Origin of the sequence: Qipengyuania mesophila (assembly GCF_019711655.1) — a bacterium.
In the GTDB taxonomy this organism is placed as follows: Bacteria; Pseudomonadota; Alphaproteobacteria; order Sphingomonadales; family Sphingomonadaceae; genus Qipengyuania; species Qipengyuania mesophila.
The window spans coordinates 1,415,480-1,431,755 of record NZ_JAIGNU010000001.1; the positions used below are offsets into that span (position 1 = coordinate 1,415,480).

General features: G+C 66.3%; 18 protein-coding genes. 6 read left to right on the plus strand and 12 right to left on the minus strand.

Annotation, left to right across the window (positions count from 1 at the left end; genetic code table 11):
* Position 1 precedes the first annotated feature (1 nt).
* Positions 2-610 carry a pyridoxamine 5'-phosphate oxidase gene (gene pdxH / locus K3181_RS07060; protein WP_221602200.1) on the minus strand — a complete coding sequence of 203 codons (609 nt, stop codon included), beginning with the start codon at positions 608-610 and terminating at the stop codon, positions 2-4.
* Positions 611-801: 191 nt separating this feature from the next.
* Here pdxH and K3181_RS07065 point away from each other — a divergent pair, with 191 nt between their 5' ends.
* From K3181_RS07065 to K3181_RS07080, 4 genes are read left to right on the plus strand one after another with little or no spacing between them, the layout of a single operon-like run.
* Positions 802-1,743 (plus strand): DnaJ C-terminal domain-containing protein, encoded by a 942-nt coding sequence (locus K3181_RS07065; protein ID WP_221602203.1) that lies wholly within the window; start codon positions 802-804, stop codon positions 1,741-1,743.
* Positions 1,744-1,746: 3 nt separating this feature from the next.
* Entirely contained in the window at positions 1,747-2,763 is a 1,017-nt protein-coding gene (locus K3181_RS07070) for a YihY/virulence factor BrkB family protein (RefSeq protein WP_247714892.1), read from the plus strand.
* A complete protein-coding gene (fabI, locus tag K3181_RS07075) occupies positions 2,760-3,563 on the plus strand; it encodes an enoyl-ACP reductase FabI (RefSeq protein ID WP_221602205.1) in 804 nt (267 codons plus the stop codon). Before K3181_RS07070 ends, fabI begins: the two co-directional genes overlap by 4 nt.
* Positions 3,564-3,609: 46 nt before the next feature.
* Entirely contained in the window at positions 3,610-4,008 is a 399-nt protein-coding gene (locus K3181_RS07080; RefSeq protein WP_221602207.1) for a GFA family protein, read from the plus strand.
* A 6-nt stretch (positions 4,009-4,014) separates the two neighbouring features.
* Here K3181_RS07080 and wecC read toward each other — a convergent pair whose 3' ends face one another.
* The 10 genes from wecC to K3181_RS07130 all read right to left on the minus strand — a co-directional run bounded on the left by wecC (position 4,015) and on the right by K3181_RS07130 (position 12,636).
* A complete protein-coding gene (gene wecC / locus K3181_RS07085) occupies positions 4,015-5,280 on the minus strand; it encodes a UDP-N-acetyl-D-mannosamine dehydrogenase (protein ID WP_221602209.1) in 1,266 nt (421 codons plus the stop codon).
* A 163-nt stretch (positions 5,281-5,443) separates the two neighbouring features.
* Positions 5,444-6,568: a non-hydrolyzing UDP-N-acetylglucosamine 2-epimerase gene (gene wecB / locus K3181_RS07090; RefSeq protein ID WP_221602211.1), complete on the minus strand. Its 1,125-nt coding sequence runs from the start codon at positions 6,566-6,568 to the stop codon at positions 5,444-5,446.
* 39 nt (positions 6,569-6,607) lie between these two features.
* Positions 6,608-7,180: a hypothetical protein gene (locus K3181_RS07095; RefSeq protein WP_221602213.1), complete on the minus strand. Its 573-nt coding sequence runs from the start codon at positions 7,178-7,180 to the stop codon at positions 6,608-6,610.
* Positions 7,181-7,271: 91 nt separating this feature from the next.
* Positions 7,272-7,799: a demethoxyubiquinone hydroxylase family protein gene (locus K3181_RS07100; RefSeq protein WP_221602215.1), complete on the minus strand. Its 528-nt coding sequence runs from the start codon at positions 7,797-7,799 to the stop codon at positions 7,272-7,274.
* Entirely contained in the window at positions 7,796-8,272 is a 477-nt protein-coding gene (locus K3181_RS07105; RefSeq protein WP_221602217.1) for a disulfide bond formation protein B, read from the minus strand. Before K3181_RS07105 ends, K3181_RS07100 begins: the two co-directional genes overlap by 4 nt.
* 15 nt (positions 8,273-8,287) lie before the next feature.
* The gene (locus K3181_RS07110) at positions 8,288-9,628 is read right to left on the minus strand and encodes a S41 family peptidase (RefSeq protein WP_221602219.1); all 1,341 of its coding nucleotides are present in this window, start codon (positions 9,626-9,628) and stop codon (positions 8,288-8,290) included.
* A 103-nt stretch (positions 9,629-9,731) separates the two neighbouring features.
* The gene (locus tag K3181_RS07115; protein WP_221602221.1) at positions 9,732-10,943 is read right to left on the minus strand and encodes a murein hydrolase activator EnvC family protein; all 1,212 of its coding nucleotides are present in this window, start codon (positions 10,941-10,943) and stop codon (positions 9,732-9,734) included.
* Positions 10,944-10,961: 18 nt separating this feature from the next.
* Positions 10,962-11,384, minus strand: a complete 423-nt coding sequence (locus K3181_RS07120) for a 23S rRNA (pseudouridine(1915)-N(3))-methyltransferase RlmH (protein ID WP_221602864.1) — start codon at positions 11,382-11,384, stop codon at positions 10,962-10,964.
* 112 nt (positions 11,385-11,496) lie between these two features.
* Positions 11,497-11,916 carry a ribosome silencing factor gene (gene rsfS, locus K3181_RS07125; protein ID WP_221602232.1) on the minus strand — a complete coding sequence of 140 codons (420 nt, stop codon included), beginning with the start codon at positions 11,914-11,916 and terminating at the stop codon, positions 11,497-11,499.
* Positions 11,917-11,973: 57 nt separating this feature from the next.
* Entirely contained in the window at positions 11,974-12,636 is a 663-nt protein-coding gene (locus K3181_RS07130) for a nicotinate-nucleotide adenylyltransferase (protein WP_345725457.1), read from the minus strand.
* Between the two features lie 294 nt (positions 12,637-12,930).
* On the opposite strand from K3181_RS07130, the gene K3181_RS07135 reads away from it, so the two are divergent.
* Positions 12,931-14,049, plus strand: coding sequence for a M23 family metallopeptidase (locus K3181_RS07135; RefSeq protein WP_221602865.1), 1,119 nt, complete (start codon positions 12,931-12,933; stop codon positions 14,047-14,049).
* Positions 14,050-14,065: 16 nt separating this feature from the next.
* Positions 14,066-14,449, plus strand: a complete 384-nt coding sequence (locus K3181_RS07140) for a bactofilin family protein (protein ID WP_221602244.1) — start codon at positions 14,066-14,068, stop codon at positions 14,447-14,449.
* A gap of 99 nt (positions 14,450-14,548) precedes the next feature.
* Here K3181_RS07140 and K3181_RS07145 read toward each other — a convergent pair whose 3' ends face one another.
* Positions 14,549-16,222 (minus strand): long-chain-fatty-acid--CoA ligase, encoded by a 1,674-nt coding sequence (locus tag K3181_RS07145; RefSeq protein WP_221602246.1) that lies wholly within the window; start codon positions 16,220-16,222, stop codon positions 14,549-14,551.
* Positions 16,223-16,276 lie beyond the last annotated feature (54 nt).

The following is a 16,276-nucleotide window of genomic DNA, read 5'->3' on the forward strand; positions in this document are numbered from 1 at the left end:
ATCACGGATAGAGCAGCGTGTTCGACCATGACGCATCCGCACTTTCGCGGGTGAACAGGCGCCGGTCGTGGAGGCGATACTGGCGGTCGTGCCAGAATTCGATGTGCCGCGGGCTCAGGCGGAACCCGGTCCAGTGCGGCGGACGCGGAATGTCGCCCTCGGGATAGCGCTGTTCGAGCGCGGCGACGCGGTCAAGATAGACCTTCCGGTCGGGTAGCGAGCGCGACTGGTCGCTCGCCGCCGAGCCGATCTGCGAGACGCGCGGACGCGAATGGAAATAGGCGTCGGCCTCCGCCTCGCTTACCTCTTCGAGCGGTCCTTCGATGCGGATCTGCCGGCGCAGGCTCTTCCAGTGGAACAGCAGCGCGGCCCGCATATTGGCGCGGATCTGCTCGCCCTTGCGGCTTTCGGCATTGGTGTAGAAGACGAAGCCGTCGTGGCCATGGCCCTTGAGCAGCACCATGCGTACCGAGGGCAGGCCATCGGGAGTCGCCGTCGCCAGCGCCATCGCATTGGCATCGTTGGGCTCGCTTTCCTTCGCTTCGGCGAACCACACTTCGAAAAGTGTGAGCGGGTCGCTCGGCGGGATGGCGCTCTCGTCGTCCTGCATCGGGCCTTTCCTACAGACTGGAACAGTTGGAACACGGTTCAGGAGCAAAATGCGCTACGATCCGTTTTTGCCCGGTAGCCGGTGCAAGAAGGAGAGAAACGGCGTCCATGAACCATCCCCTATCCCCATTGCGCCGCATAGGAAACCGCATCTGCTTGCATGCTCGAGGCGTCGCAACTAGCTAACACACCATGGCCGACCCCTATACCACCCTTGGCATCGCCCGCGGCGCATCCGAACAGGATATCAAGAGCGCCTATCGCAAACTCGCCAAGGAGCTGCACCCCGATCGCAACAAGGACAATCCCAAGGCGGCCGAGCGCTTCAGCCAGGTCACCAATGCCTACGACTTGCTGTCGGACAAGGACAAGCGCGCCCGCTTCGACCGCGGCGAGATCGACGCCGACGGCAACCCCGCCAATCCCTTTGCGGGCATGGGCGGCGGCTTCCGCCCCAACGGCGGCGGCCAGCGCGGCTTCCGCGCCGAGGATTTTCAGGGCTTCGGCACCGAAGACGTCGATCTCGGCGACATTTTCGAAGGCCTGTTCGGCGGACGCGGCGGGCGTGGCGGCGGCAGCCCCTTCGGCGGTGGGCAGCAACGCCGCCAGCCGCAGAAGGGCGCCGACATCGCCTACAAGCTGCGCGTACCCTTCATCGATGCCGCGACGCTGAAAGACCAGCGCATCACGCTCGCCGACGGCAAGACGATCGACCTCAAGCTGCCCAAGGGTGTCGAGGACGGCACGCAGATGCGGCTCAAGGGCAAGGGCCAGCACGGCCCCGGCGGTGCGGGCGACGGCCTCGTCACCATCGCGATCGACAAGCACAAGGCCTACAAGCGCGAGGGCGACGACGTGCGCCTCGATCTGCCGATCACGCTCGACGAGGCGGTCAACGGCGGCAAGGTGCGTGTGCCCACGGTCGATGGCCCGGTGATGATGACCATCAAGCCCGGAACCAACGGCGGCACCGTGCTGCGGCTCAAGGGCAAGGGTTTCACGCGCAAGAACGGCACCCGCGGCGACCAGCTGGTCACGCTCGAGATCCAGCTTCCGGGCGACCTCGGCGAGCTGGCGAAACGGCTCGAAGGATGGAAGGATGAGAGCGACCCGCGGGCAGGGCTCGGGGTCTAAAGCTTGTCGCCGGAACCCTTTTCGGACCTTCCCGAGCGCGAGATCCACTCGCTCTCGCCCGAACAGCGCCGCAGGGAAGCGCGCGACCTGCGCGAACGCCTCGAGAGGCGCGTCGGCCCGGGGACCCGCGCCTGGGAAGTGGCCAAGCGCACTCTGGTCGGCACCTATAACGACGGCTTTATCCACGCCGGCAATCTCGCCTATCTCTCGATGCTGGCGATCTTCCCCTTTTTCATCCTCGGCGCGGCAATCTTTTCCGCTTTCGGTGAGGCGGCCGAGCGTGCGGCGATGATCAATGCCGTGCTCTATGCCCTGCCGCCGATGGTCCGCGATGTCATCGAACCGGTTGCGCGCGACGTCATCGAAGCGCGCAGCGGCTGGCTGCTGTGGGTCGGCGCGATCGTCGGGCTGTGGACCGTCGGCAGCCTGGTCGAGACGATTCGCGACATCTTGCGGCGCGCCTATGGCACGCACTCGACGCACGCCTTCTGGAAATACCGCCTGTTCTCCTCGGGGGTGATCCTCGCGGCGGTGTTCCTGCTGCTCGTCAGCCTGATCGCGCAATTCCTGATCGGGACGGCGCAGGAATTGATCCAGGCCTACTACCCGCAGCTGGTCGACCGGGTCATGGACCTGCGGCTGTCGCGCATCGTCCCGGCGCTGGGCCTGTTCGGCTCGCTCTATCTGCTGTTCTATTCGCTGACCCCGTCGAAATACCGCCGCAAGCGCTATCCCAAGTGGCCCGGCGTGCTCCTGACCACGCTGTGGTGGATTTCGGTGACCACGATCATGCCGGCGGTGCTGCGCAATTTCTTCGCCTATGATCTCACTTATGGCGCGCTCGCCGGGGTGATGATCGCCTTGTTCTTTTTCTGGCTTGTCGGGCTCGGCGTGGTTATCGGCGCGGAACTGAATGCGGCGCTCGCGGAAACGCCCGAAGAGGAAATGATCGAGGAAACCGACGAAAGCCGCAGGGCCGCGCTGGCCCGCGAGATGGAAGAAGAGGAGCACGCCCAATGAGCGGATTGATGGCAGGTAAGCGCGGGCTGATCATGGGGCTCGCCAACGACAAGTCGCTGGCCTGGGGGATCGCCAGGCAATTGCGCGACCATGGCGCCGAACTGGCCTTCTCCTATCAGGGCGACGCGCTGAAGAAGCGCGTCGGCCCGCTCGCCGAACAGCTCGGCAGCGATTTCCTCATCGAATGCGACGTGTCGGACATGGCCGCGCTCGACAGCGCCTTCGACGCGCTCAAGGCGCGCTGGGAGACGATCGATTTCGTCGTCCATGCGATCGGCTTTTCGGACAAGAACGAGCTTCGCGGGAAATATGTCGACACCAGCCTCGACAACTTCCTGATGACGATGAATATCTCGGCCTATTCGCTGGTCGCCGTATCGCAGCGCGCAGCGGCGATGATGCCCGATGGCGGCTCGATCCTGACGCTGACCTATTACGGCGCCGAGAAAGTCATACCGCATTACAACGTCATGGGCGTGGCCAAGGCGGCGCTCGAGACCAGCGTGAAATACCTCGCCAACGACCTCGGCCCGCAGAACATCCGCGTCAACGCGATCAGCGCCGGGCCGATCAAGACGCTGGCCGCCAGCGGCATCGGCGACTTCCGCTATATCCTCAAGTGGAACGAGCTGAACTCGCCGCTGCGCCGCAACGTGACGATCGACGATGTCGGCGGTTCAGGTCTCTACTTCCTCTCCGACCTGTCCTCGGGCGTGACCGGCGAGACGCACCATGTCGATGCCGGCTACCACGTGGTCGGGATGAAGCAGGAAGACGCCCCGGATATCGGGCTTGTCTGAATTCTTCGTTCGCATTATGTTCCTCTCGAATTGAGAGGAGACAGCGATGTTGAGCGGTGGATGCCAGTGCCGCGCGGTGCGCTATGAAGTCGAAGGCGAAGTGGCGCACCATGCGCTGTGCCATTGCGCCGATTGCCGCGCCTCGTCTGGCGCTCCGGCGACGGCGTGGATGGCCTACAAGGCCGAGAATTTCCGGGTCACCAGGGGTGAGGCGGTCGCCTACAATTCGTCGGGCGATTCCTGGCGCCACTTCTGCGGAACCTGCGGCACGGGGCTCTACTTCATCAACGAGACGGCCCTGCCGGGTATCGTCGACATCCAGTCCGCCACGCTCGACGATGCTCCAGACCATGCGCCCGGCGCGCAGATCCAGACGGCCGAGCGGCTGCCCTACATGGCCGGTCTCGACGCACTGCCCGAGTTCGAACGCTACCCGGGAATGTGACGCGCCTCAGGCGACGTCGGGCCAGATGCCGCGCGTGTCGTAGACCGCCTTGCCCTGCCGCTCTTCGGGCGGGATGACCTTGAAGACATCGTGGTCGACCAGCGTGATCAGCACGCCCGATTCCTCGAGCGCGGCGTCGATATCGACCAGCTCGGCGCCGGTGCCGTCGAATTCCCTCGGCAGTTCGCCCGCATAGGGCTCGACCACCTGCACGCGCTCGCCGAATTCGCGCGCGAGACTGGCGGCGACGTAGCGGGCGGGCGACTCGCGGAAGTCGTCGATATTGGCCTTGAAGGCGAGGCCGAGACAGGCGATTTTGGCGCCCGGATTGGCTTCGACCAGCGCCTTCGCGCGGGCGAGGACGTGGTGCATCTTGGCATCGTTGGTCTCGCGCGCTTGGCGGATGATCTTCGCCTCCTCGGGCGCGCCGTGGACGATGAACCACGGGTCGACCGCGATGCAATGACCGCCGACGCCGGGCCCCGGAGTGAGGATGTTGACGCGCGGGTGGCGGTTGGCGAGGCGGATCACCTCCCACACGTCGAGCCCCTGCCTGTCGGCGATCATCGACAACTCGTTGGCGAAAGCGATGTTGACGTCGCGGAAGGCGTTTTCGACCAGCTTGGTCATTTCGGCGCTTCGCGCATCGGTGGTGACGCACTCGCCCTTCACGAAGCGCTTGTAGAAGGCGAGCGCCTTGCGCGCGCAGCGCGGGGTGATGCCCCCGATCGAGCGGTCGTTATGCGTCAGTTCCTCGAGGATCTTCCCGGGCAGCACGCGCTCGGGGCAATAGGCGAGGCTGACGTCGGGCTGGCCGTCGCAAAGGCCCGGCATGGCGAGATCGGGGCGCTTGGCCGCGATCGCGTCGCGCATCGCCTCGGTCGTGCCGACGGGCGAGGTCGATTCGAGGATCACCGTGTCGCCCTTTTTCAGAACTGTGGCGACCTTCTCGGCGGCGGCCATGACATAGGAGGTGTCCGGCGTGTGGTTGCCGTCCTTGGCGAAGGGCGTCGGCACGGCGATGACGAAGACGTCGGCGGGCGCAATCTCGGTCGAGGCCTTGAGCAGGCCGCGCTGGACAACCGCCTGGACCAGCCCGTCGAGATCGACCTCCTCGATATGGATCTCGCCGCGGTTGATCGTGTCGACCACGCTCTGGGTCACGTCGACGCCATGCACCGGGCAGCCCGCGCGCGCGATGATCGCGGCGGTGGGCAGGCCGATATAGCCGAGGCCGATGACGCAGACGTCGGGCTTGGTGTCACCACGCATGAAATGTCTTTCCCTGATCCTTTGCGCGAGGGTCTAGCGCCTGTCGGTAAATTTTACAGTAATGGAGGGTCAATCCTTCCGAGATCGTTGCGAGGAGCCGCAGGCGACGCGGCAATCCACACGGTGCGGGGCTGGATTGCTTCGTTGCGGTCGCGATGACTGGCTAGGCGTGGGCAAGGAGTTCCGCGATCCGCGCGGCCGCACGGCCGTCGCCGAAGGGATTATGCGCCCGCGCCATCGCCGCATAGGCGGCCTCGTCGTCGAGCAGGCGAGTGGTCTCGCGGACGATCGACGCGGCATCGGTGCCGACCAGTTTCGCCGTGCCCGCCTCGATACCCTCGGGCCGCTCGGTGGTCTCGCGCATGACGAGGACAGGCTTGCCCAGCGCCGGCGCCTCTTCCTGCACCCCGCCGCTGTCGGTGAGCATGAGATGGCTGATGTCGAGCAGGCGCGCGAAATGCGGGTAGTCGAGCGGCTCGATCAGCGCGACGTTGTCGAGCCCCGCGAGCTGCCCGTTCATCACGGCCCGCACATTGGGGTTGAGATGGACCGGAAAAATAACCGCAACGTCAGGACGGGATGCAATTTCCCTAACCGCATTGGCGATATTCTGCATGCCTTCGCCGAAATTCTCGCGCCGGTGGCTGGTCATCCCGATGATCCGCTTGCCGGCAAACCGGCGCTCGAGATCGGCGAGTCCCGAGGCCAGGCCCGGGTCCTGCCCGACCCGCTGGGTCACCCAGTGGAGCGCATCGATCACCGTGTTGCCGGTGACGTGAACCGTGGCCGGATCGACATTTTCGCGCAGCAGCGCGTCGCGCGCGGTCTCGGTCGGCGCGCAATGGAGCGCCGCGAAGCTGCCGACGACGCGGCGGTTCACTTCCTCGGGCCAGGGATGGTGGATATCGCCGCTGCGCAGGCCCGCTTCGACATGGCAGACGGGAATCTGGCGGTAATAGGCCGCGATCGCACCCGCCATCACTGTGGTTGTATCGCCCTGCACCACCACCCAGTCGGGCCGCTCGGCGTCGAGCACCTTGCCGATCTCGACCAGCGCGCGGGCGGTCAGCGCGTCGAGCGTCTGCCCCGGAGTCATCAGGTCGAGATCATGGTCGGGGACCACGCCCGCGATGGCGAGAACCTGGTCGAGCATCTCGCGATGCTGCGCCGAAATGCACACGCGGCTCTCGAACCGTTCGTCGCCCGCTAGCGCATGCACCAGCGGAAACAGCTTGATCGCTTCGGGTCGTGTCCCGAATACGGTGAGGATTTTCCGGCGCGAACTCATGTCCGGCCTAGTAACCGCAAATGGTTAAGCGGCGATAGACTACTCGGGATCGCTGGCGGTTTCGGGTTGCGGCAGCGATTCCGCGCCGGGGGTCTCGCCCGCGCGCTCACGCTCGAGGCGTTCCATGTATTCGCGCTCGATCATTTCCACGCGTTCCTGCTCGGCCGCAGCATCCTCGTCGATCGTCGAAAGGCGCTTGGCGCGCTCGGCGGCGATGATCTCGCCGAAGCGCACCCCGGCATTGTTCGCCTTGTCGGCATAGGCGGCGTTGATCATTTCCTGCGTACAGCCGGTGAAACCGCCAGCGCCAGTGGGGGAGCAGGACATGGTGCCGAAATCGCCGACCATCTCGAAGCTCTCGACCCGTTCGGCCCAGGACTGGTTCTCCGGGCTCTCCGAGAAGCGCAGGGTTTCCGGAATGCGATAGCGTTCGGCTTCTCCCTTTCGCGCGCAGACCACGATCTGTTCGGGTGTGCTTTGCGGACATTCGTCGTCACCATAGACGATGATCATGTTGTAGCTGTCGTCGCCCGCATCGGCGGTGTCCTGCGCCTGCGCGGAAACAGGCAGGGTGAGAGCCAGGCCGGCCAGGGCAATCAGCGGTTTGGTCATCGTGCGTCCTCTTGGCGAATGGGGCGGCGGGCATTGAGCGCCCGCACGGGTGAACTGTCAATGAAGCATCTGCGGCTGGCCGCGGTTCCGCTCACACGCGCTCCGAAATGCGGATCGCGGCGCGGCAGCCAAGACGGATCAGCCCCGACAGCAGCGGATAGGCCGGCGCGCGCTCCGCCCCCGCGGCCAGCGCGGCGTCGCGATGCTCGCGCTCGTCATCGCGGAACTCCTCGATCATCGCCGCCAGCTCGGGATCCTCACCGCTCTCGTGGAGCTGGTCGAGCTGGCGCGAATAATGCTCGTCGATCTCGGTCTCGATCGCCGCGGTGCAGGCCATCGCCGCCTCTGGGCCGATCAGCGCGGTGGCGGCGCCCAGGGCGAAGCCGGCGCGGTCCCAGAATGGCTGGAGCGCGGTGGGCCGGACACCGCGCCGCGCCATCAGCGCGTCGAACTTCGCCCGGTGCCCCGCCTCCTGCTCCGCCATGCCGGCGATCTCGGCCGAATGCGGGCCGCGATCGCCCATCACCGCGAGTTGCCCGGCGTAGATGCGCGTCGCGCCGAACTCACCGGCCTGGTCGACACGGATCATGCGGGCGAGGTGATCGGGAAGCTGGGTCATGCGCGCCGATCTTTCACCAGAAGAGACAGGATGGCCAGACCGGCGGTTGTCGAAATCAGGAAATTGAAGCCAGCCAGGCTGATCCCCAGCAGCGTCCAGGCCGGCTCGTCGCAACGCACCAGCGGGGTGTTCATGATATTGTCGAGCGCATTGCCGCCGCCCGTCGATGCGATCGCTGCGCAGGAGGTAATACCCGGCCACCAGCCGTATTCGACCCCGGCGTGGAACAGGCCGATCGCCCCCGAGGTAAGGATTGCCAGCGCGGCGAGTGCGGTCCAGACCCGCGGCGGCGGTACGGCGAAGGCGAGCATCGCCAGGCCCAGCGCGACGAAATGCGGCCAGCGCTGCCACCAGCACATCTCGCAGGGATAGAGGCCGAAGCCATATTGCGAGACATAGGCACCACCGAGCAGGACGGCGGGCACGACGAACGCAAGGAGACGGGCGAAGCGGGCGGACTGCGAAAGGCTCATGCCCCGCGATCTAGCCTATTTCGCGCGAGCGGCAATGCTCTTGGGGCTCGTCCGGCGCAGCGTCTCGAGCGCATAATGGAGTTGGAAATCCTCGATTCCCTTCTCCTTGAGCTCGTCGGCCGTCTGCTGGAAGCGCGGATCCTCGCGCGAATCCTTCTCGACCGCATCGTCGTCGAGACCGGCCTCGTTGATCAGATGCCCGCGCAGGTCCGATTCGCGCATCAGGAAGCGCGAACGCTTGGCGAGGTCGGGATCGGAGAGCTGCGGCACCGCGATGTCGGGCTTGATCCCGCCTTCCTGCACCGAGTGGCCCGAAGGCGTGTAATAGCGCGCCGTGGTCAGCTTGAGCGCGGCATCGCGGCCGAGCGGCAGGAGCGACTGGACGCTGCCCTTGCCGAAGCTGCGTTCGCCCATAACCACCGCGCGGCGATGGTCCTGCAGCGCACCGGCGACGATTTCCGATGCCGAGGCGGAGCCGGCGTCGATCAGCACCACGATCGGCAGCCCTTCGGCGATATCGCCGCGGAACACCGTCTCGGCGTCGTAGGCGATGTTTTCGCCCCGCGCGCGGCCGCGCTGCGAGACGATGCGGCCGTCGGTGAGGAACAGGTCGGAGAGCGCAACCGCCTCGTCGAGCGAGCCGCCCGGATTCGAACGCAGGTCGAGCACCAGGCCGTTGAGGCGACCGGTGGCCTTGCTCTTGAGGTCTTCCCACGCCGAGAAGACGTCGCTGCCGACGTCGCGCGAGAATTCGTTGATCATGATGTGGCCGATATTGCCGTCTTCGAGCTCCCAGGTGACCGGCTCGAGCTCGATCACGCCACGGGTTACCTTGACGTCGAAAGGCTCGTCGCGACCCGGACGGAAGATGGTCAGCTGGATCGAAGTGCCTTCGCGCCCGCGCATCTGCGCAACCGATTCGTCGAGCGTCTGGTTGACGATCAACTTGCCGTCGAGATGGGTGATGAAGTCGCCCGCCTTGATGCCCGCCTTGTCGGCCGGGCTGCCGCGGAAGGGCGAAATCACCTTGACCGCACCGTCCTCGGCCACGACCGAAAGGCCAAGGCCCGAATAATTGCCGTCGATCATCGTTTCTAGGCGCTGGAGGTCGCTGCCGTCGAGATAGCCGGAGTGCGGATCGAGCGCGGCGAGCATGCCGTCGATCATCCCGCGCATCAGCACATCGTCCTCGACCGGCTCGACATAGCTCGCCTTGATCCGCTGGTAGACCGCGAGCACCTTGGCGAATTCGGGTCCGGCCCGGCCATCCACCTGGGCAAGACCCGCCGTCGTTGCGGGGATCAGCGCGACCGCGGTCACAAGGGCGGCCGAACGGGCCAGGGCGGCGAACTTCATGGGCGAGAACTCTCCTTTGCGCGGGCGCAATCTATCGCCTGCGAGCGGTTAATGCCAGATGAGCATGGGAATTGCGGTGCGGGAAACTCTTTTCGACCGGTGCCTAACGCAGATGGTCGAGCGGATTGACCGGCTCGCCACCCTGCCTGAGTTCGAGCGTCACCTCGCCGCGCTGCGCGGGCGCGAGGCCGAGCGGCGATCCCGCGGTGACCTGCTGGCCGACCGCGACGTCGAGCGTGGCGAGCCCGGTGACGAGGCTCGTCCAGCCATGCGCGTGTTCGACGATCACGATCCGGCCATAGCCGCGATAGGGCCCGGCAAAGGCTATCCGCCCCGCTCCCGGCGCGACGATCTGCGCGCGCGGGCGTGCCGCGAGCGCGATTCCTGCCTGGCGCAGACCGCTGGCCTCCGCCTCGCCGAAACCGGCGGTGATCGCGCCCGCCACCGGCAGCTGGTAGCGCGCGGGTGGTTCGGTGGCGCTGGGCATGGGCTGCGGCGCTGCGGACAGGCGCGCCGCGGTCGGATCGGCCGGGCGCGGCAGCGGTCCCGGCAGCGCCGCCAGCCGTTCGCGCAGCGCGCCCGCCGCCTCGAGCCGGCCGACCAGCTGGTCGAGGTCGCGGGCCTCTTCGGAGAGCACCAGCGCGCGCTCAGCCTCGCGATCGGCGCCGCCAGCGGCCTGCTTCGCCTTGAGCCGTTCCTGTTCGGCGAGCGCGACCAGCTGGCTGCGGCGCTGACGGAGCGCCACCTCGTTGTCGCGGCGATCGGCGAGCGCCTCGCGCGCAGCGACCTCGAGCGACCTCGCCCGGTCGAGGTCGCTGCGCAACGCCGCGGTGCGCTGGCGCACCAGCGGGATCGTGCTGTCGAGCACGGCGCGAGTATAGACGAGGTCGCGCAGGCTGCCCGGCTGCAGTGCCGAGAGCGCCAGCGGGCGCCGCGACATCGCCTGGAGCGCGCCAGTCAGGCGGACCAAGGGCTTGCGCCGTTCGGCCAGCTTGCTGGCCAGTGCGCGACGCTCGCGATTGGTCAACGCGAGTTGCGCCTCGGCCGCCGCGATACCCGCCTCGGCCTGCTGGACGCGCGCCGCCAGCGCAGCGGCGGCGGCCTTCGCCTTGGTCGCCGTTTCGCGCGACCGGGCCGCCTCTTGTTCGAGCCGTTCACCGCGCGCGCGGGCATTGCGCTGCTGCTGGCGGGCGACAGCGAGGGCATCGCGCGCATCCTCGGGCGTGTCGAATCCAGCCGGAACCTGCGCGAGCGCGGGCAGGCCGAGCAGGGCTGCGGCGACCAGTCCGGCGATAGCGGCGCGGCTACGGTTCATGCCCGCATTCCTGCCCGATCAGCCGCTGCGATGATAGGGGTGGCCGGCGATTATCGTCGTCGCGCGATAGAGCTGCTCGGCGAGCATGGCGCGGGCGAGCAGGTGCGGCCAGGTGGCCTTGCCGAAGGCGAGCAGCAGGTCGGCTTCGGCGCGCTCCTCTTGCGAATGGCCATCGGCGGCGCCGAGCACGAAGCGGCATTCGCGCATCCCGTCGTCGCGCCACCGGCAGAGGATTTCGGCGAGTTTCTCGGACGACAGATCCTTGCCACGCTCGTCGAGCAAGACGGTCTTGCAGGGCATTTGCGGTTCGGGAATGCGCCCTCCCGTCTCCGGCAGCTCGGTGAATTTCACCGGCCAGGTCAGGCGCTTCTCATAGCGCGCGACCAGATCAGCCTCGGGCGAGCGGGCGATCTTTCCGCGAGCGATGACGTGGAGGAGAATCGGAAATCCTTTGCGAACTGCAGACGAGGCGGCGCGATGCCCACCCGCAGCATGCGCAGCAGTGCTGCGCGATCAGCGAAGACGCAGCCACATGGGCGGCTGCGAGAAACCGTTACGCCCGACCGGCCACCGGCGGCGCGTCGCCAAACGCCCACATGCGCTCGAGATTGTAGAAGCTGCGCACTTCGGGGCGGAACAGGTGGACGACCACGTCGCCCGCGTCGAGCAGCACCCAGTCGGCGGCCGGAAGCCCTTCGAGCTTCACCGGACCGAAGCCGGCCTGCTTGATCTTCTCGGCGAGTTTCTGCGCCATGGCGGCGACCTGGCGGGTCGAGCGGCCCGAGGCGATCACCATGTGGTCGGCGATCGAGCTCTTGCCCTCGAGATCGATGGTCACGACCTCCTGCGCCTGGTCGTCGTCGAGTTGCTGCAGCACGAGCGTGAGCAGCGGGTCTGTGCTTGCGTCAGCCAAGGTGATCACCTGGGCCGAAGCGGTCCCGGCAGCGGCCGGGCTGGTTTGCGCCTGCGTCATAGGCGGATTCGATACTCCTGGATTGAGAGGCTTGGACCATGCGAGGACCAACGCGCATCATGGCGCGGTGGTTTCCTCCCCCGACGAGATCGATCGATGCGTCAGCTGGTCCCTCGGAGGCGGTCCGGCGTAGCGTAAGGCCCAGTCGGGATCGGCGCGGCGAATGGCCGTGGCCGATCTTTCATCTGGATCAAAACGCAATGTCACCAGTGCCGGTGCGCTCCATTCGCCCCTGTTCACGAAACTGGACAGCGGCACCGAAAAGCGCCTCAGCCAGGCCATCGCGGGGCTCGCGACGGCAGCACCATCATAGCCGGGCCGCGCGATCACCGCAATCGGCATACTGCGCGCAATTCCCCGCCAGTCCCTCCAGCGGTGCAACTGGGCGAGATTGTCCGCACCCATGAGCCAGACGAACTCCCGCTTGGGATAGCGGCGCTGGAGCAAGGCGAGCGTGTCCACCGTGTAGCGCGTCCCCAGCTCGCGCTCGATCGCGGTGACCCGGATCGGGGCGCGCCGCGCCTGCTCCATCGCCGAGCGCACCCGCGCGGCCAGCGGCGCCATGCCCTGGCGGGGCTTGAGCGGGTTGCCGGGCGAGACGAGCCACCAGATTTCGTCGAGTTCGAGCGCGCGCAGAGCGAAGAGCGAGATCCGTCGATGCCCGCCATGCGCCGGATTGAAACTGCCGCCGAGCAGACCGATTCGCGGCCCCCGCCTCATCGAACCGCACATTCCGGGAATTTGTCGTTTTTATACAATGGCTTGAAAGGCACCCGCGCAAGGAAACGCAAGCTATTATAAAACCACGACTTAATCTCCAGTTCCCGAGTGGATTCAAAAATTATCCGATTTTGAAACGACTCGTCCCGTCGATCCTTCGACTCATGGATTCTGCGGGAACCGAGATTCGATTTCACAAGCAACCTTTGTTAGCGCAACGCCCCGGGACGTTAAGACCATAAGGGACGGGTCGTTTTGAGCAATCACATTGGCGCCAATGGCTGGGGGAGCCGTATGCGCAGCTGGTTCCCGGATCGCGAGTTCTTCATGCGATCCGAAGGCCAGGTTCGTTTCATCACCATTTCCTCGCGGGTGCAGATAACCGCTGCGGCGATCGCCGTAGCGGTTCTCGTCGTCTGGGCGCTTTCGATGGCGGTGGCCGGCTGGACGCAGTATCGCGCGACGGCGGATCGCCTGTCGCTGCTCGACCGCGAAGCCAAGGTCGCCACGGCGACCGAGCGCGTGAACGCCTATCGCGACGATATCGACGCGGTCGCGACCGATCTCGTCAAGCGCCAGGAATTCATCGAGAGCATGATGGATGTCATGCCCGACGACGTGAAGTCGATCGAGAACGTCAGCGATTCCTCGGGTGAAGCTGCCGCCACCGTCGACAAGGTGAGCCTCGCGATTCCCGAAGCCGCGACCCTCGCCAAGATCGAGGCTCGCCAGCTCGCCTTCGTCGAAGGCCTGACCCGCTATGCCGACTGGCGCTCGCAGCGCGCCTCCGCCGCGCTCAAGAAGCTCGGCCTCAACCCCGACAGCATGATCCGCAATGCCGACCGCAGCGCGATGGGTGGTCCGCTCGAAAAGCTGAGCACCGATGCCGACGGCGGTATCGATCCGCGCTTCGAGCGCCTCGGCCTGTCGATCGCACGGATGGATGCGCTCGAACGCGGGCTCGCCGGCGTGCCGCAGGTCGCCCCCGCCAAGGTCGAAATGGTCACCTCGAGCTACGGCTATCGCCGCGATCCCTTCACCGGCGCCGGCGCCATGCACAAGGGTCTCGACTTCCGTGGGCCCGTGGGCGCACCGATCTTCGCCGCCGCCAAGGGCCGCGTCAGCTTTGTCGGCCGTCGCTCGGGCTACGGCAATGTCGTCGAGATCAGCCATGGCAACGGGCTGATGACCCGCTACGCGCATATGTCGAAATTCGCCGCCAAGGTCGGTCAGTCGGTCGAGGCCGGCCAGACGATCGGCGCGATCGGCTCGACCGGTCGCTCGACCGGCCCGCACCTCCATTTCGAAGTGCGCATCAACAATCGCGCGGTGAACCCGCGTACCTTCCTGGAGACCGCTCCCAATGTTCTCGAAGAAATCCGGCGAGCTCCCCACCTCGCCTCAACCAAGTAATCCGGGACGCGATCGTATGGCCAGCAAGAGCAATTCGACCTTCTCCGTCCTCGGTTCGGATCTTTCGATCACCGGCGACATCGTGGCTTCGGCCGACCTACATATCGACGGCAGCGTCGAAGGCGACATCGCCTGCTCGTCCCTCGTCCAGGGCGAAACGAGTACCGTCAAGGGCGCGATCAAAGCAGAAACCGCGCGTCTCGCGGGCACGGTCGAGGGTTCGATCACCGCGCGCGAACTGGTCATCCTCAAGAGCGCCAAGATCACCGGCGACGTGTTCTACGACGCGCTGACGATCGAACAGGGCGCGCAGGTCGAAGGCCGCTTCGCCCATCGCGACGCCAAGCCCAAGGCCGCCGCGAGCGCCGCGGCCAAGCCGGAGCTCACCGTAGCCGGCTGACCGGGTTTCGACCGGACATGGGAAAGGCCGCCCGCACCTTGGTGCCGGCGGCCTTTTCTCTTGAGGGCCGGAAATAAGATCCGGCGCGAATTTCGCATTTCAGTCCTGCAGCTCGGCGCGCAGCGCCTTGCGGTCGAGCTTGCCGATCATCGTCTTGGGCAGCTCGCTGCGAATCACGACTTCCCCGGCCCGCTCGTGCTTGCCGACGCGGGCGTTGAGCCAGGTCTTGAGTTCCTCGCCGGTGGCCGCCCCTTCCGCATTCAGCGTGACATAGGCCACCGGAATCTCGCCGTGATAGGCGTCGGGGCGGCCGATCACGAGCGCTTCCTTCACTGCCGGATGGTTGAGCAGCACGTCCTCGACCTGGCTCGGGAAGACCTTGAAGCCGCCGACCGCGATCATGTCCTTGATCCGGTCGACGATCTCGAGAAAGCCGTCCTCGTCCAGAGTGGCGACATCGCCGGTGCGCAGCCAGCGCTTGCCGCGATGCTCGACGAAGACCTCCTTGGTCGCCTCGGGACGGTTCCAATAGCCCTGCATCATCTGCGGGCCGTGGAGCGCGAGCTCGCCCGGAACGCCATCGGGGACGATGACCGTCGGGTCCTCCTTGTCGAGCAGCAGCACCTCGGTCCGCGCCACGACCTGGCCAATGGTGCCCCGCTTGCGCATGCCCTGGTAGGGGTTTGCCGAGACCACGCCCGAACTCTCTGTCAGGCCGTAACCCTCGACCAGCCGCACGCCGGTCGCCGCCTCGAACTTCTCGCGCAGGGGACCGGGCAGCGGCGCACCGCCCGAGATGCACACCTTGAGCGTCGCGAGATCGGTCTTCGCGAGATCGGGATGGTCGAGCAACGCCTGGAACATGGTCGGTACACCGGGAAAGCCGGTCGCGCCGTATGTCTCGATCGTCTGCAGCACCTGCTTCGTCTCGAAACGCGGGACCATCGCAATCGACGCCCCCGTCACCACTGCATGGTTGAGCAGGGCGGTGTTGGCGAAAACGTGGAAGAAGGGCAGCGCACCCATGAACACCTCGCCCGCGGGATCGCCAAAGGGATTGAGCCCGGCGGTCTGCTGCGCGTTTATCGATAGGTTCGCATGGGTGAGCATGGCACCCTTGGGCGTGCCCGTGGTGCCACCGGTATATTGCAAAAGCGCGAGCGATTGCGCGTCCACAGCCGGCAAGGTCTCGCCTGCGCGCGCGCCCTCCTCGAGCAGCGCGTCCCATCGCAGCGTATCCGCGCCGTAGCCGACCCTGGCGACCTGGCTGCGCTTGAACAGCCGGAGGGCGAGGCCCTTTACCTTCGGCAGCATCTGCGACAGCGAGCTGACGACCAGCGTTTCCAGCGCCGAGCCGTGCAGAACCTTCTCGGCGGTCGCATAGAGCGCGGGAACGTCGACGGTGACGAGCAGCCGGGTGCCCGAATCTGCAACCTGGTGCGCGAGTTCCTCGACCGAATAAAGCGGCGAGAAATTGACGACTACGGCGCCCGCCATCATCGCCCCGTAATAGGCCGCAACGTAGCTCGGCACGTTGGGCAGGAACAGGCCGACGCGGTCGCCCGGCGCTATCCCTCGTGCGACGAGCGCACGGGCGAAGGCCTGCGCATCGCGCAGCATCTCGGCGTAGGTATAGGTCCGCCCGAGAAACTGCAGCAGCGGCGCGTCGGGGGTCCGGCCAGCGGTCCGTGCGAGCATGTCGCCCAGCGCCATCGCGTCGAAGTTGGTGTCCCACGGCACCGGGTGGTGGTTCGGCAGCCTGCTTACATCCATGTCAGTAGACTTGGCCCTTTATCGCTGAAACGCAAGCAAAAAGGCGGGAGAAGC

Excerpts from the sequence above, each read along its gene's own strand:
- pdxH (WP_221602200.1), bottom strand. The coding sequence starts at position 610 with ATGCAGGACGACGAGAGCGCCATCCCGCCGAGCGACCCGCTCACACTT.
- K3181_RS07065 (WP_221602203.1), top strand. The coding sequence starts at position 802 with ATGGCCGACCCCTATACCACCCTTGGCATCGCCCGCGGCGCATCCGAA.
- fabI (WP_221602205.1), top strand. The coding sequence starts at position 2,760 with ATGAGCGGATTGATGGCAGGTAAGCGCGGGCTGATCATGGGGCTCGCC.
- K3181_RS07080 (WP_221602207.1), top strand. The coding sequence starts at position 3,610 with ATGTTGAGCGGTGGATGCCAGTGCCGCGCGGTGCGCTATGAAGTCGAA.
- wecC (WP_221602209.1), bottom strand. The coding sequence starts at position 5,280 with ATGCGTGGTGACACCAAGCCCGACGTCTGCGTCATCGGCCTCGGCTAT.
- wecB (WP_221602211.1), bottom strand. The coding sequence starts at position 6,568 with ATGAGTTCGCGCCGGAAAATCCTCACCGTATTCGGGACACGACCCGAA.
- K3181_RS07095 (WP_221602213.1), bottom strand. The coding sequence starts at position 7,180 with ATGACCAAACCGCTGATTGCCCTGGCCGGCCTGGCTCTCACCCTGCCT.
- K3181_RS07100 (WP_221602215.1), bottom strand. The coding sequence starts at position 7,799 with ATGACCCAGCTTCCCGATCACCTCGCCCGCATGATCCGTGTCGACCAG.
- K3181_RS07105 (WP_221602217.1), bottom strand. The coding sequence starts at position 8,272 with ATGAGCCTTTCGCAGTCCGCCCGCTTCGCCCGTCTCCTTGCGTTCGTC.
- K3181_RS07110 (WP_221602219.1), bottom strand. The coding sequence starts at position 9,628 with ATGAAGTTCGCCGCCCTGGCCCGTTCGGCCGCCCTTGTGACCGCGGTC.
- K3181_RS07115 (WP_221602221.1), bottom strand. The coding sequence starts at position 10,943 with ATGAACCGTAGCCGCGCCGCTATCGCCGGACTGGTCGCCGCAGCCCTG.
- rsfS (WP_221602232.1), bottom strand. The coding sequence starts at position 11,916 with ATGACGCAGGCGCAAACCAGCCCGGCCGCTGCCGGGACCGCTTCGGCC.
- K3181_RS07130 (WP_345725457.1), bottom strand. The coding sequence starts at position 12,636 with ATGAGGCGGGGGCCGCGAATCGGTCTGCTCGGCGGCAGTTTCAATCCG.
- K3181_RS07135 (WP_221602865.1), top strand. The coding sequence starts at position 12,931 with ATGCGCAGCTGGTTCCCGGATCGCGAGTTCTTCATGCGATCCGAAGGC.
- K3181_RS07140 (WP_221602244.1), top strand. The coding sequence starts at position 14,066 with ATGGCCAGCAAGAGCAATTCGACCTTCTCCGTCCTCGGTTCGGATCTT.
- K3181_RS07145 (WP_221602246.1), bottom strand. The coding sequence starts at position 16,222 with ATGGATGTAAGCAGGCTGCCGAACCACCACCCGGTGCCGTGGGACACC.